Consider the following 13,105-nt stretch of genomic DNA (forward strand, 5'->3'; position numbering starts at 1 on the left):
CCCAATGTAACTACGATGGCTGTCACTCCGACAATGATAGTCAATGCGCTAACAGCCATGTCTTTCCAACCCTTATCTGATCGAGCCAAGGCTTCAAAACGGACCTTGTCCCGCTCCTGAGCTGCTTGTACACGCTCAACACGACTCTCCATCTGCTGGGTCGCCTGTTTGTAAGCTATCGCAAAGCGTTGAACAGACTGGAGTTTGGCAAAATCTCCTGACTGATAAGTCCCTACAGTTCGTGTCTTACCTGCATGTTCTGTTATCAAGGCCTTGGTCGCAGCTAGAAGTTCCTTAAAGGCGACCAAATCTTGACTCGCATGGTTACTCTCGTACTGAGTGATGGAGGTATCCAAGTTCTTGAGCTGGTTCATGAGGAAGTTATAGTTCATGACTGTACTGGTATGACTGCTTCCTTCGTAGCTCACCAAGTCTGAAATCTTGTCCTTGGTCGTGTTCAAGATCTCAATCTCACCCTTCAAATCGTCCCGTGAACTCTTTAAAGCACTATGAAGGTTTGTAAATACCTTACTTGGAAGCTTTGTATGAAGATCACCATCAATCTGGTAGTAACCATCCTTGTACAGTAGGAGATTGGTTGAGTAGTCATTCATCAGGTTGACCAGAGTCTGAAGGAGAGTCCCATGCACCTCTACTAGGTAGGTGCGCATACTCGAGATGGCCTGACCTTGGAGATTCTCACTTAATGTAAAAACAGGAACTTGCCTATAACTAAAAGTGAATAAACAAGTTCCTTACAAGCTATTTTAATGGCGATAAAGCATCAAAAAATTACTTTTCAATAGAATTTAAAAAGTTATCGATGTCTTGGCCTTCTAAACTCTTGATCTTAACTCCCTGATCTTTAAAGATTCCTAAAGGTGTTTCGACTATTTTTAAGACTTCAATGTCTTTTCGGCTAATCTCTTTTGCCCATTCTAATTTGTTTATCTGCTTGAATCCCAACTCATCCTTTATTTGATTTTGGTTGGCGCTTGGTATTATTTCAAACCAATCTTTCTCAACATTCCTTCGAATCATCCCACTACTAACATGAAAAGAATGCCCCTTATATTGAATCTCATAATGAATACTGTATAGATAGTCTAGCTCTTCCATCTTGACTTTTTTTGTAAATACATTATCAGATATCCTCCCCCAAGGACTTATATAATTTTGAAAATCTTTAAATTTAACACGACTATATAAAATTACTTCATGCTTGTTCTCATATTCCGCTTCAAATTTGTTTTGTTTATAAATTGCGTACATTACTATCCCTCATTCCAATACTATCCAGCCTTTATCTTTAGTAAAACCGTATTGTTTCATAACTTTACCAGTTTTACTTTCAAAAACGCTTATCATATCTCCATTCTTAAATACATGTTCTTCCATCAATTTATACTCCGGTAATATGATATTCTTAGAACCTGTAAAACCTCGACCTGTAAAAGGATAACTTGCATTATCAAGTTCACCAAATGGAATATCTAGCTTATCTGCTTCATCCAAGAAAAATGATATCTTCGCATAGGTCTTGGTTTTTTCTAAGTCAAAAGGAGTGTTAGGATAATCTAATCGATTCCCTTCAACTATTTCTGGAAGAGTAGTTAATGATTTTGAATGCTCATCAACCGAGACAAAACCTGCAAAAGAATTACGTTCTCCGCTGAGATATGATTCAACAAACTCTGTAGGTATCGTTTTATTCATCTTGGTTTTAGGAGCTGGTATACCAATCTCTTTGCGAACAGCTTTGACAAAGGCATCTGTTTTAGCTGATAAAGTCGTATCTGCATCTACTAAGTTCGAAAAGTCCTCCAGGCTATAACCCGCCTTATTGATTTTAGCTTTTATTTCTGGAGATGTATATAGTTCTAGATTTGATAATCGATTACTATTCAGAGTGTATTTTTTTGTATTCGTAGAAAAGGCATCTTTCACCTTATTGAGACTAAACTTGCTGGTTGCTGAAGAGACCGCATAACCTCCTAAGATATTCCCGATAAAGTTTGCGGTTTGAGCGTCTTCCTCACTTCCACCTAGGAGCTTGGTCCCGTGATAGGCAACCTGACCCGCTGTATAGGCACCGGCTTCCCCTATCGCAAACTGGGTCAAGCCCTTGACAACGCTCTGAGTCTGCCCTATGGGAATCATGATGGAACTCGCTGTCACAAAGATCCCACCAACCTGATGATACAGCTTGTCATTCCCCATGAAAAGCGTATCTCGGATGAGATTATAGGATTTCGTATGGGCATCCCCTGCATTTCCAAGTTGGATATTATGAATCCCTTCCCCTGCATTAGACGCCCCATAAGCCGCTGTTCCAAGTCCTGCGGTTAAGCCAGCCCCAACAACCAAGGGTGTCGCTGCCCCCATAGTTGCCCAAATCGCTAAAGCACCAATCGCAACGGTCACCACACCAATCGCCAGGTCTTTCCAACCGTTCTTGGCTCGATCCTCCGCAGCCAAGGCCTCAAAACGAGCCTTGTCTCTCTCCTGGGCAGCTTGTACGCGTTCAACACGACTCTCCATCTGCTTGGTCGCCTGTTGGTAGGCTATCGCAAAGCGTTGGACAGACTGGAGTTTGGCGAAATCACCCGACTGATAAGTCCCTACAGTCCGTGTCTTCCCTGCATGTTCTGCTATCAAGGCCTTAGTCGCCGACAAGAGTTCCTTAAAGGCAACCAAATCCTGACTCGCATGATTACTTTCATACTGGATGATCGAGTTGTCCAAGTTCTTGACCTGATTCATGAGAAAGTTATAGTTCATGACCGTACTGGTATGACTGCTTCCTGAATAGCTCACCAAGTCTGAAATCTTGTCCTTAGTCGTGTTCAAGAGCTCAATCTCACTCTTTAGATTGTCACGTGAACTCTTTAAATCACTATGTAATCGTGTAAACACCTGACCTGGTAACTTTGCATGATTGCTTGAATCAATTTGATAGTAGCCATCCTTGTACAGTAGGAGATTAGTTGAGTAGTCATTCATCAGGTTGACCAGAGTTTGAAGAAGAGTCCCATGCACCTCTACTAGGTAATTGCGCATACTCGAGATGGCCTGACCTTGGAGATTTTGATTGTTGATGAAGTCACTCATAGCCTTATTTAGACTAGCGATGGCCTCTTCCCAAGCATTCATCGTCTTTTGACTTTCCACTTGAACAGAGGTAATATCATCAAATTTTATCTTGTAACTCATAGAACCTCCCTACTGCAAGCCAGAAAACAGTGTTTGTCCCAATACTGTATCTGTACGGGCCAACTCTTTTCCTGTAGCTGCCATCAAGGCGATGTCTGTTCCCAATAAGGACGTATAGCTCGTCATCAACTGATAGAGCTCATTGAATTGTTTTTGATATAGGTTCACTCCTTCTTCATTATACCACAAAAAGAGAGCGTCTTTCGCTCCCTTTATTACTCCGGTAATTCTACCTTCAAGCTCATATCCGTATTCTGCAATGTCTTCTGAACAGTTGCTAGGAGTGCTAAACTGTTATCAGATGGAGAATACTGGAATGTGATATGGATGACTTTTTGGTCAAAGTTATCTCCATATCGTTCCACATACTGTTTGCTTTCGAGAAAATGAATATAATTGTTTATTTTTTCTTGCAGAATTTTTAGATGAACTGCTTCTATTTCTTCCTCCCAGCCAATTGGATCCACAAGGAGTAACTCTAAATGACTATCTACAACACCAATAGAGTCTAGTTCGCTAGGTTTCAGTTTTGAAACGATAACTTGTGTGACGATTTGATTAAATTCTTCAGGAGAAAATATTTTTTGGTTATCAGATAAATCATTAAAAATTAGATCAGGATTATTTCGTATAAAAATTTTGTCTGACTCTTCTTGTGTATATTGCTTTTTTGATTTCCAAAAACCATATTGCGCATAATTCATTAACTCTTTACCAGTATGTTCTCCCGACATATAGCTATCGGCAGCTTCTTTGGGGATTTCTTGAACCACTTCTGGCATGGTAATATTAAAAGTTGGATAACGTAAAAAATACTTATCCCCATCTTGACAGATTTCCAACATGTCTTTTTGGCTTAAATAAATAGTTTCCATTCTCATCTCCTTTGTTGTTTACCAAATATCTACTAATGTTACCTTATCTTTTGGAACCGGGTCTATTACTGCTTCAGGAACTCCTCCAGGGTATGTTTTCCCTCCTGGTCGCCACTGTGGATTAGCACGTGATCCTCCCTCATTTCCATCAGGAATTCTGTAATTATGTACTTCCTGCGGAAGAACCAGTTTAGGAGAGTCTCCTAAACTTCCCTCATCCAATCCCAATAAAGCCTCTAATTTTCTCGGATTTCCATCAGCCTCTTTAATCATGGCCTTTGCTACATCTTTTGGAAAACAAAAGCTCCATCTTCTCGACCAAAATTACCAAATTTCTGGATGAAGAAATCATCTTTTACAAAGGCTGCAACTCCATTATCAAATAATTCCTTGTGAGCCTGTCTGTATTCTTTAGGAAGATATTTCCGAGGGTTAGGTCTAAATACGCCATCATCAGGATTAGGACTTATTCTAAGAATCTCATCTACTTGATTTTTATCAACTTCAATTTTTGGGAATTCATTTAAATATTCATTCCATTCCGTAGAGAACTGAGTTTTCACCTTATTGAGACTAAACTTGCTGGCTGCTGAGGAGGCCGCATAACCTCCTACGATATTCCCGATAAAGTTTGCGGTTTGGGCGTCTTCCTCACTTCCACCTAGGAGCTTAGTCCCATGATAGGCAACCTGACCCGCTGTATAGGCACCGGCTTCCCCTATCGCAAACTGAGTCAAGCCCTTGACAACGCTCTGAGTCTGCCCTATGGGAATCATGATGGCACTCGCCGTCACAAAGACATTCCCAATATCATGATACAGCTTGTCATTCCCCATGAAAAGCGTATCTCTGATGGGATTTCCTGCTTTAGTCTGAATATCCCCTGCATTCCCAAGTTTGATATCCTGATCAGCCTCATACATATTAGAAGCCCCATAGGCTGTTGTCCCAAGACCCACTATACCGCCTGCAACAACTAAAGGAGTCGCAGAGCCCAATGTAACTACGATGGCTGTCACTCCGACAATGATAGTCAATGCGCTAACAGCCATGTCTTTCCAACCCTTATCTGATCGAGCCAAGGCTTCAAAACGGACCTTGTCTCGCTCCTGAGCTGCTTGTACACGCTCAACGCGACTCTCCATCTGCTGGGTCGCCTGTTTGTAGGCTATCGCAAAGCGTTGAACAGACTTGAGTTTGGCAAAATCTCCTGACTGATAAGTCCCTACAGTTCGTGTCTTACCTGCATGTTCTGTTATCAAGGCCTTGGTCGCAGCTAGAAGTTCCTTAAAGGCGACCAAATCTTGACTCGCATGGTTACTCTCGTACTGAGTGATGGAGGTATTCAAGTTCTTGACCTGATTCATGAGAAAGTTATAGTTCATGACCGTACTGGTATGACTACTTCCTGAATAGCTCACCAAGTCTGAAATCTTGTCCTTAGTCGTGTTCAAGAGCTCAATCTCACTCTTTAGATTGTCACGTGAACTCTTTAAGTCACTATGAAGGTTTGTAAATACCTTACTTGGAAGCTTTGTATGAAGATCACCATCAATCTGGTAGTAACCATCCTTGTACAGTAGGAGGTTAGTTGAGTAGTCATTCATCAGGTTGACCAGAGTTTGAAGAAGAGTCCCATGCACCTCTACTAGGTAATTGCGCATACTCGAGATGGCCTGACCTTGGAGATTTTGATTGTTGATGAAGTCGCTCATAGCCTTATTTAGACTAGCGATGGCCTCTTCCCAAGCATTCATCGTCTTTTGACTTTCCACTTGAACAGAGGTAATATCATCAAATTTTATCTTGTAACTCATAGAACCTCCCTACTGCAAGCCAGAAAACAGTGTTTGTCCCAATACAGTATCTGTACGGGCCAACTCTTTTCCTGTAGCGGACATCAAGGCGATGTCTGTTCCCAATAAGGACGTATAGCTCGTCACCAGCTGGTGGAGTTCATTAAATTGTTTTTGATATAGGTTCACTCCTTCTTCATTATACCACAAAAAGAGAGCGTTTCCGCTCTCTTTATTACTCTGGCAATTCTATCTTAAAACTCATATCTGTAGGCTGCAACACTTTCTGAACCTCTGCAAGAAAGGCTAGTCCATTATCAGATGGAGAGTATTGGAAGGTAATATGGATGACTTTTTTGTCAAACTTATCACCGTATCGTTCCACATACTGCTTGCTTTCGAGGAAGTAGATGTAGTTGTTGAGTTTTTCTTGAAGTTTCAAAAGATGTTCTTCTTCCAAAGACTCTATCCATTTGTATTCATCAATCAACAACAACTCTAGATGGTCATCAGAAACACCCATAGCATCGATGCTTGTAACGTCTAGTTCAATTGTCTCAGCTGTTTTAATGGTTTCTACTACCTTAGGGGGATTGTAGTATTTTTCCTTGAATTCCTTAAGAATCTTCTCTACCTTTTCTTCATCACACTGTCTGTATAATGGACTACGGTCTAATACATTACAGAGTCTTTCATAGGTATAAGTACGTTTCTGCTCATCTGATAATTTTGAAATACTTTCTATAATATTTCTTACTAACTCATCTGTTTCAATAACAAAGGGAAGGCTTGTATATCTTCTTAAACGACTGCCTTGCATCGAAATATAATCAGTTACCTTATCTAATTTGACTAGGTCAACTGATAAGCTAAAATATTTCAAGATATTAAAGGTTCTGCGCGCTATATCCCTATCCCCTTCCACATACAAAGGATATAAGCAATATTCTATCAATACTCCAATATCTGTACTATCAAGTTCATAAGAATCTCGTTGTCGAAAACAATACCTAGCTTCCGTCCCTAGAAAAACTTCAGCTTCTTTCCCTTCTTTCATTATTTCACGATAGTCTTTTACAAAATTTTGATAATTTTCTTTATTTTTCAATTTATATGTCTTCATTTAGTTACTCCATTGGTTAATTCTGCCTATTTTTAGCTATTTACTCCGTCTATTGTTGAATGATGGTATTAAAACTTTGTCTTATTATAGCATAAAATAAATACAAAAAAATAAAATGGGGAACTTAAGGAAAAAGAAAACCACCTGAAAAACTATCAGATGGTAAACTTTTCAGCCATGAACGGACTAATAAGTTTCTTAGAATGTTAGTTCTGCGATAACTTCTGCAACATTTCAGGAGAAATTGGGTCCACAAGAACATACTTGGCATCCAGCATATAGATTCCCTCAGTCAACGACTCTAAGAACTGACGATAAGGAACTTCGGCTAGTTTTTCCCCATCGGCTGTCATTATAAATAGTCGTGCAACTGCAACCTTACTTCCTCGATACTCTTGTAAATATTGAGGTTCTAGCTCTGGTTGAGCCGGTAAGATTGTTCGCCCTTCACTATTTAGATAATTGATAGGGATAATGATGTCCTCTCCATTTTGCTCTACTTTAAAAACTTGTTGCTCAGAGTAATAAGCATTTAGCTGTTGGGTAAAGCGCAAACGCTGGTCATAACTATTTAAGAGTTGATCATCCGGCACATGGATAATCTGCCCTAGGTAAAGTTCATTGATGTAAATAGGACGTTTCACTCCCATAACTTCTACTATAGGATGAACTTTTACTTCCTTAGTCAATTCTGAGAGAGCTGATAAGAAAATATCTGTGAAATGAAAATCAAGAATGGAATCTTTATCATAGTCCACGCCATCATGTTCACACACTCTTACATCTAAAAGAACCAGCAATGTTTTCAAGAACATCAAGGCCCCAGTCCAGTCAGAAGCTGTCGCCAAATCTGGAACAGATACCTGATAGGCTTGACCATCAAAAGATAGACGGAACCCTAGACTAGACTTCTCTTTGACCCCAAACTGAACAGAATGGAAATCCGAAATAAGAGAGTCTGCAGATGGCTTTAATCCTGCATCCTTAGCGGAAACGCTGTAACATTCAAAAAGTTCTGCTTGAAGCACCTCACCAATTCTTAGTGATTGGTTGCTTTTTATTGTAAAATTAACTGATTTCATATTTTTCTCCTTCGGTCTACTGGCAAATCCTTTCTACGACGTAGAATCGTTACTTCGCTGACAGGGATTTTTCCTGATGCATACGTAATATGACCGTACTTATCATCCATCAATGACGCGCCATCTGCTATATTGTTTTCATTTAAAAATTCTTTATCAGAAACCAATATTCGCACATAAGAATCAGGTGCTGTAAAATCATCATCTCCATGCTTGTGACCAGCAATTGCAAATTCCTGACCTTTATATAGGACACGATCATAAACGCTATATCTTTGCGTAACTTCACTATAAGACAGGAACTTCCCGTATAACCCTTCATAATCACCAGATTCATAGAAACTATAGGGAACGTAGCCCTCTTCCAACATCGCTGGAGCTTTTGATAGAAGAATATATCCATTTATATAATTCACAAAATTAGAATATACTTTATCTTCATAAACTAGATATTCTTTATCCATTTTATCCCTCCACGTATTCCATTATACCATATTTATTGACCCTACCAACTAATACTTCTTCTCCTCCGACATTTAGATACAATTTAGAGCCTTCCTTGAGTCTACTTCTATTTGAATGACGATATTCTGGAACCAAAAACTCATCTGAATCTGATTTTATAAAGCCATTTCCACTAGCAGGGTCTATTGCTTTATAAGGCTTACCTGTATCGCTATTCATCAAAACATTACCTTTTGCATCTATTAAATTCCCATCCATATCTCCATATGGGATTTTAATATAACCCGTCTCATCAGTAGTATACTCTAAACGAAGATATGCATCTGTTTTTAGCTTCAAATTACCATTCTGATCACGTACTGCAACCCTATTGCCATTTGCATCAATCATAGTTTCAACAAATGGTGATCCCTCATAGTCCAATCGTAATCCTTCTACAGCTTCCCTGATATTAGTAATATTTTTCACATCCGAACGTTTGGCTACATAGCCACCCGCTGTTGCTTTTTTCCTATCAAATAGCCAAACCTCATCTTCAATAGGCATAATCTTTTGCATGACGGTTGAATCGTTTGGATACGGAATTGTATTACGAATATCAATCATCATATCATATTCAGACTGTGTCATTTTGGTCACATGCGTATTCCTTAGTCGATTAAATTCATCCCAAGAAACACCATACTCTTTTAATTTTTGGTCAATGATTGCTCGAGTTGTTGATTGACTTGGTGATGGATTCGCTGTTCCCTTCACCCTCGGAAGTTCCCGACTAACTAATGGGGATTTGTTTAAGCCTTGTTGGAGTTTCTCCTTCGCCAGATACTGGTCAAAGTTACTGGATTCCCTCGCAAGTTTACTTTCTTTCAGATTCTTCAGAATCTGCTCTCGGTTATACTTCGGTGCTTCGACCTCTACTTTCACCTTATTGAGACTAAACTTGCTGGCTGCTGAGGAGACCACATAACCTCCTACGATATTCCCGATAAAGTTTGCGGTTTGGGCATCTTCCTCACTTCCACCTAGGAGCTTGGTCCCATGATAGGCAACCTGACCTGCTGTATAGGCGCCGGCTTCCCCTATCGCAAACTGGGTCAAGCCCTTGACAGCGCTCTGAGTCTGCCCTATGGGAATCATGATGGCACTCGCTGTCACAAAGACATTCCCAACATCATGATACAGCTTGTCATTCCCCATGAAAAGCGTATCTCGGATGAGATTATAGGATTTCGTATGGGCATCCCCTGCATTTCCAAGTTGGATGTTATGAATCCCTTCCGCTGCATTAGACGCCCCATAAGCAAACGACCCCAGTCCTGCGGTTAAGCCAGCCCCAACAACCAAGGGTGTCGCAAAACCCATGCTTCCTACAATCGCAAGAATACTAAACGCAACGGTCACCACACCAATAGCTAGGTCTTTCCAACCGTTCTTGGCTCGATCCTCCGCAGCCAAGGCTTCAAAACGAGCCTTGTCCCGCTCCTGAGCAGCTTGTACGCGTTCAACACGACTCTCCATCTGCTTGGTTGCCTGTTTGTAGGCAATCGCAAAGCGTTGGACAGACTGGAGTTTAGCGAAATCACCCGACTGATAAGTCCCTACAGTCCGTGTCTTCCCTGCATGCTCTGCGATCAAGGCCTTGGTCGCCGACAAGAGTTCCTTAAAGGCAACCAAATCCTGACTCGCATGATTACTTTCATACTGGATGATCGAGTTGTCCAAGTTCTTGACCTGATTCATGAGAAAGTTATAGTTCATGACCGTACTGGTATGACTGCTTCCTGAATAGCTCACCAAGTCTGAAATCTTGTCCTTGGTCGTGTTCAAGACCTCAATCTCACTCTTCAAATCGTCCCGTGAGCTCTTCAAATCACTATGAAGGGTTGTAAACACCTGACCTGGTAACTTTGCATGATTGCTTTAATCAATTTGATAGTAACCATCCTTGTACAGTAGGAGATTAGTTGAGTAGTCATTCATCAGGTTAACCAGAGTTTGAAGAAGAGTCCCATGCACCTCTACTAGGTAACTGCGCATACTCGAGATGGCCTGACCTTGGAGATTTTCACTTAATGTAAAAACAGGAACTTGCTTACAACTAACAGTGTATAAACAAGTTCCTTACAAGCTATTTCAATGGTGAAACATAATCATCTGGAAGCTTACCTCTCCAGTCAATCCATTTTTTTTCCGCAAGTGGAATTAATGTCTCAAGCTCTTCCTGAGTAAATAATTCCCAACTCTTAGGACTAGCTATTAAAGGAGTTAAGCCTTTTAATACAAATTGTTTCTCACTAGCTTTCTTTTCTTCTTCCGTCGGTGGCCAACAATTGTTCTTTACTCTATAAGATACTTCTCGTATCGTTCTCTCCCCACTCTCTAGTAAGGCAAATAACTCATTTGGTAATTCATAAACCACTCGCTGAGGGGCAATTCCTCCCTCCTCAGTAACGTAATAAAAATGATTACCATCTCTCCAGATATGCTGACCATAACCTTTTACCTCTTCAAACTGGATAACATCTTCCCAGCCTAGTTTTGTTGGTTTCATTTCAAACCTCTTTTACTTAAGTGGTGATACATAATCGTCTGGAAGTTTCCCCATTGATTCTATCCATTGCTGTTCGGCTTTGGGAATAAGTATTTCAAGTTCTTTCTTACTAAAAAGCAACTGATTTTTACGGTTGGAAATCAGCACAATTGGTTTTTCTCTAGCTCTATTTTTTCTTATTTCATTCTTTTCTTCTTCCGTTAGAGGCCAGCAATCATTCTGCGCTTTAAAGTCAATTTCATGTGCCGTTCTCCTACCTAATAAATATTCGTTAAAATCAGAAGGATTAATCTCAAAGATACGACGAACGGAAGCTACTCCAAACTCTCCAAAAGTATAGTATTTCCCTTCATGTGTTCGAAAATCATATCCCTTCGGTGATTCAATCTTATCAAAGGTATCAAATTCTTCCCATGTTATTTTAGTTAAACTCATTTTAATCGCCTCCTAATTTTCGAATTGTAAATTCTCCCCATGGAACTTCGTCAATGACTGCTTCTGGCATATTTCCTGGGAAGGTTTGTCCTCCTGGTTTCCAAAATCCTTCAAAAGCAGACTTTTCATTTCCACTTGGAATTCTTGGGTTTTTTATAGATTCTGGTGGAATTTCAATAGCTACAGGAGAAGAGCCTAAATCTCCTCTATGTAGGCCTAATATATCTTCCAACAATTCAGGATCTCCCTTAGTCACTTTAATCAGCGTTTCACCAGCTTCTTTGGGCATAACAAAGGCAACATGATCTTTTGGATTACCAATTGCACCATTATTATAACCACCTTCTTCAGGTGTAAATTTCTGAATTTTAATAGCACCATTTTTAAATAGTTGTCTATGTGCTTCTATATATTCAGGAGTGAGATAATCCTCAACATCTGGGCGAAGGATTCCTTTCTGAGAATCGGGCTTGATATCAAGTATTTCCTTCTTAGTATATGCACCTCTAATATACTTCACTTTAGGTGAGTCCTTAGAAATATTAAAAATTAATTCCCTTTCTTCAGGAGTTAATTTGTCAAAGACCTTCTCTAGATATCTTTCGCGAGTTGCAAAATCTTTAAACCCTGAACTCTTCCTTGCAAGCTTGCTTTCTTCTATATTTCTTAGAATTTGTTCTCTGTTATACTTCGGTACTTCGACATTTACCTTCACCTTCGGAAGTTCCCGACTAATTAATGGGGATTTGTTTAAGCCTTGTTGGAGTTTCTCCTTCGCCAGATATTGGTCAAAGTTACTGGATTCCCTCGCAAGTTTACTTTCTTCCAGATTCTTCAGAATCTGCTCTCGGTTATACTTCGGTGCTTCGACATCGTGGACACCTTTCAACTTCGGAAGTTCCCGACTAACTAATGGGGATTTGTTTAAGCCTTGTTGGAGTTTCTCCTTCGCCAGATACTGGTCAAAGTTACTGGATTCCCTCGCAAGTTTACTTTCTTTCAGATTCTTCAGAATCTGCTCGCGGTTATACTTCGGTGCTTCGACATCTACTTTCACCTTATTGAGACTAAACTTGCTGGCTGCTGAGGAGACCACATAACCTCCTACGATATTCCCGATAAAGTTTGCGGTTTGGGCATCTTCCTCACTTCCACCTAGGAGCTTGGTCCCATGATAGGCAACCTGACCTGCTGTATAGGCACCGGCTTCCCCTATCGCAAACTGGGTCAAGCCCTTGACAGCGCTCTGAGTCTGCCCTATGGGAATCATGATGGCACTCGCCGTCACAAAGACATTCCCAACATCATGATACAGCTTGTCATTCCCCATGAAAAGCGTATCTCGGATGAGATTATAGGATTTCGTATGGGCATCCCCTGCATTTCCAAGTTGGATGTTATGAATCCCTTCCGCTGCATTAGACGCCCCATAAGCAAACGACCCCAGTCCTGCGGTTAAGCCAGCCCCAACAACCAAGGGTGTCGCAAAACCCATGCTTCCTACAATCGCAAGAATACTAAACGCAACGGTCACCACACCAATGCTAGGTCTTTCCAACCGTTCT

At 40.5% G+C, this 13,105-nt stretch carries 15 protein-coding genes; all 15 read right to left on the reverse strand.

Annotation, left to right across the window (positions count from 1 at the left end; translation table 11 throughout):
• A partial coding sequence (locus tag SK578_RS10925) for an LXG domain-containing protein (RefSeq protein WP_042749683.1) occupies window positions 1-671 on the reverse strand: 671 nt, incomplete at its 3' end.
• 121 nt (window positions 672-792) lie between these two features.
• A complete protein-coding gene (locus tag SK578_RS00120; RefSeq protein ID WP_042749685.1) occupies window positions 793-1,272 on the reverse strand; it encodes a hypothetical protein in 480 nt (159 codons plus the stop codon).
• Window positions 1,273-1,281: 9 nt separating this feature from the next.
• A complete protein-coding gene (locus tag SK578_RS10295; protein ID WP_080709920.1) occupies window positions 1,282-3,213 on the reverse strand; it encodes a T7SS effector LXG polymorphic toxin in 1,932 nt (643 codons plus the stop codon).
• 9 nt (window positions 3,214-3,222) lie between these two features.
• Complete coding sequence (locus SK578_RS10985; RefSeq protein ID WP_162927853.1) at window positions 3,223-3,381, reverse strand: hypothetical protein; 159 nt, start codon at window positions 3,379-3,381, stop codon at window positions 3,223-3,225.
• A gap of 47 nt (window positions 3,382-3,428) precedes the next feature.
• On the reverse strand, window positions 3,429-4,088 hold the full coding sequence (locus tag SK578_RS00135; protein WP_004264174.1) for a DUF6572 domain-containing protein: 660 nt from the start codon (window positions 4,086-4,088) through the stop codon (window positions 3,429-3,431).
• 18 nt (window positions 4,089-4,106) lie between these two features.
• Window positions 4,107-4,361 (reverse strand): hypothetical protein, encoded by a 255-nt coding sequence (locus tag SK578_RS11110; RefSeq protein WP_080709921.1) that lies wholly within the window; start codon window positions 4,359-4,361, stop codon window positions 4,107-4,109.
• A gap of 8 nt (window positions 4,362-4,369) precedes the next feature.
• Entirely contained in the window at window positions 4,370-5,905 is a 1,536-nt protein-coding gene (locus SK578_RS10205; protein ID WP_080709922.1) for a T7SS effector LXG polymorphic toxin, read from the reverse strand.
• Window positions 5,906-5,914: 9 nt separating this feature from the next.
• The gene (locus SK578_RS00150) at window positions 5,915-6,073 is read right to left on the reverse strand and encodes a hypothetical protein (protein WP_235228594.1); all 159 of its coding nucleotides are present in this window, start codon (window positions 6,071-6,073) and stop codon (window positions 5,915-5,917) included.
• Window positions 6,074-6,119: 46 nt separating this feature from the next.
• Entirely contained in the window at window positions 6,120-7,007 is an 888-nt protein-coding gene (gene ifs / locus SK578_RS00155) for an NAD glycohydrolase inhibitor (protein ID WP_042749689.1), read from the reverse strand.
• A 206-nt stretch (window positions 7,008-7,213) separates the two neighbouring features.
• Window positions 7,214-8,089, reverse strand: coding sequence for a DUF4299 family protein (locus SK578_RS00160; RefSeq protein ID WP_042749691.1), 876 nt, complete (start codon window positions 8,087-8,089; stop codon window positions 7,214-7,216).
• Window positions 8,086-8,553 carry a hypothetical protein gene (locus tag SK578_RS00165; protein ID WP_042749693.1) on the reverse strand — a complete coding sequence of 156 codons (468 nt, stop codon included), beginning with the start codon at window positions 8,551-8,553 and terminating at the stop codon, window positions 8,086-8,088. The genes SK578_RS00160 and SK578_RS00165 overlap by 4 nt, the downstream gene beginning before the upstream one ends.
• A 1-nt stretch (window position 8,554) precedes the next feature.
• Window positions 8,555-10,447: a hypothetical protein gene (locus SK578_RS11115; protein WP_235228596.1), complete on the reverse strand. Its 1,893-nt coding sequence runs from the start codon at window positions 10,445-10,447 to the stop codon at window positions 8,555-8,557.
• A gap of 235 nt (window positions 10,448-10,682) precedes the next feature.
• A complete protein-coding gene (locus SK578_RS00175) occupies window positions 10,683-11,105 on the reverse strand; it encodes a hypothetical protein (RefSeq protein ID WP_042749694.1) in 423 nt (140 codons plus the stop codon).
• A gap of 12 nt (window positions 11,106-11,117) precedes the next feature.
• Complete coding sequence (locus SK578_RS00180; protein WP_042749695.1) at window positions 11,118-11,540, reverse strand: hypothetical protein; 423 nt, start codon at window positions 11,538-11,540, stop codon at window positions 11,118-11,120.
• A gap of 1 nt (window position 11,541) precedes the next feature.
• Complete coding sequence (locus tag SK578_RS11120) at window positions 11,542-13,035, reverse strand: hypothetical protein (protein WP_235228598.1); 1,494 nt, start codon at window positions 13,033-13,035, stop codon at window positions 11,542-11,544.
• Window positions 13,036-13,105 lie beyond the last annotated feature (70 nt).

Source organism: Streptococcus mitis (genome assembly GCF_000722755.1).
GTDB classification, from domain to species: Bacteria; Bacillota; Bacilli; order Lactobacillales; family Streptococcaceae; genus Streptococcus; species Streptococcus mitis_CM.

What these genes read in the sequence shown, in the direction of transcription:
- SK578_RS00120 (WP_042749685.1), bottom strand. Translation starts at nt 1,272, where the DNA reads ATGTACGCAATTTATAAACAAAACAAATTTGAAGCGGAATATGAGAAC.
- SK578_RS10295 (WP_080709920.1), bottom strand. Translation starts at nt 3,213, where the DNA reads ATGAGTTACAAGATAAAATTTGATGATATTACCTCTGTTCAAGTGGAA.
- SK578_RS00135 (WP_004264174.1), bottom strand. Translation starts at nt 4,088, where the DNA reads ATGGAAACTATTTATTTAAGCCAAAAAGACATGTTGGAAATCTGTCAA.
- SK578_RS11110 (WP_080709921.1), bottom strand. Translation starts at nt 4,361, where the DNA reads ATGATTAAAGAGGCTGATGGAAATCCGAGAAAATTAGAGGCTTTATTG.
- SK578_RS10205 (WP_080709922.1), bottom strand. Translation starts at nt 5,905, where the DNA reads ATGAGTTACAAGATAAAATTTGATGATATTACCTCTGTTCAAGTGGAA.
- ifs (WP_042749689.1), bottom strand. Translation starts at nt 7,007, where the DNA reads ATGAAGACATATAAATTGAAAAATAAAGAAAATTATCAAAATTTTGTA.
- SK578_RS00160 (WP_042749691.1), bottom strand. Translation starts at nt 8,089, where the DNA reads ATGAAATCAGTTAATTTTACAATAAAAAGCAACCAATCACTAAGAATT.
- SK578_RS00165 (WP_042749693.1), bottom strand. Translation starts at nt 8,553, where the DNA reads ATGGATAAAGAATATCTAGTTTATGAAGATAAAGTATATTCTAATTTT.
- SK578_RS00175 (WP_042749694.1), bottom strand. Translation starts at nt 11,105, where the DNA reads ATGAAACCAACAAAACTAGGCTGGGAAGATGTTATCCAGTTTGAAGAG.
- SK578_RS00180 (WP_042749695.1), bottom strand. Translation starts at nt 11,540, where the DNA reads ATGAGTTTAACTAAAATAACATGGGAAGAATTTGATACCTTTGATAAG.
- SK578_RS11120 (WP_235228598.1), bottom strand. Translation starts at nt 13,035, where the DNA reads ATGGGTTTTGCGACACCCTTGGTTGTTGGGGCTGGCTTAACCGCAGGA.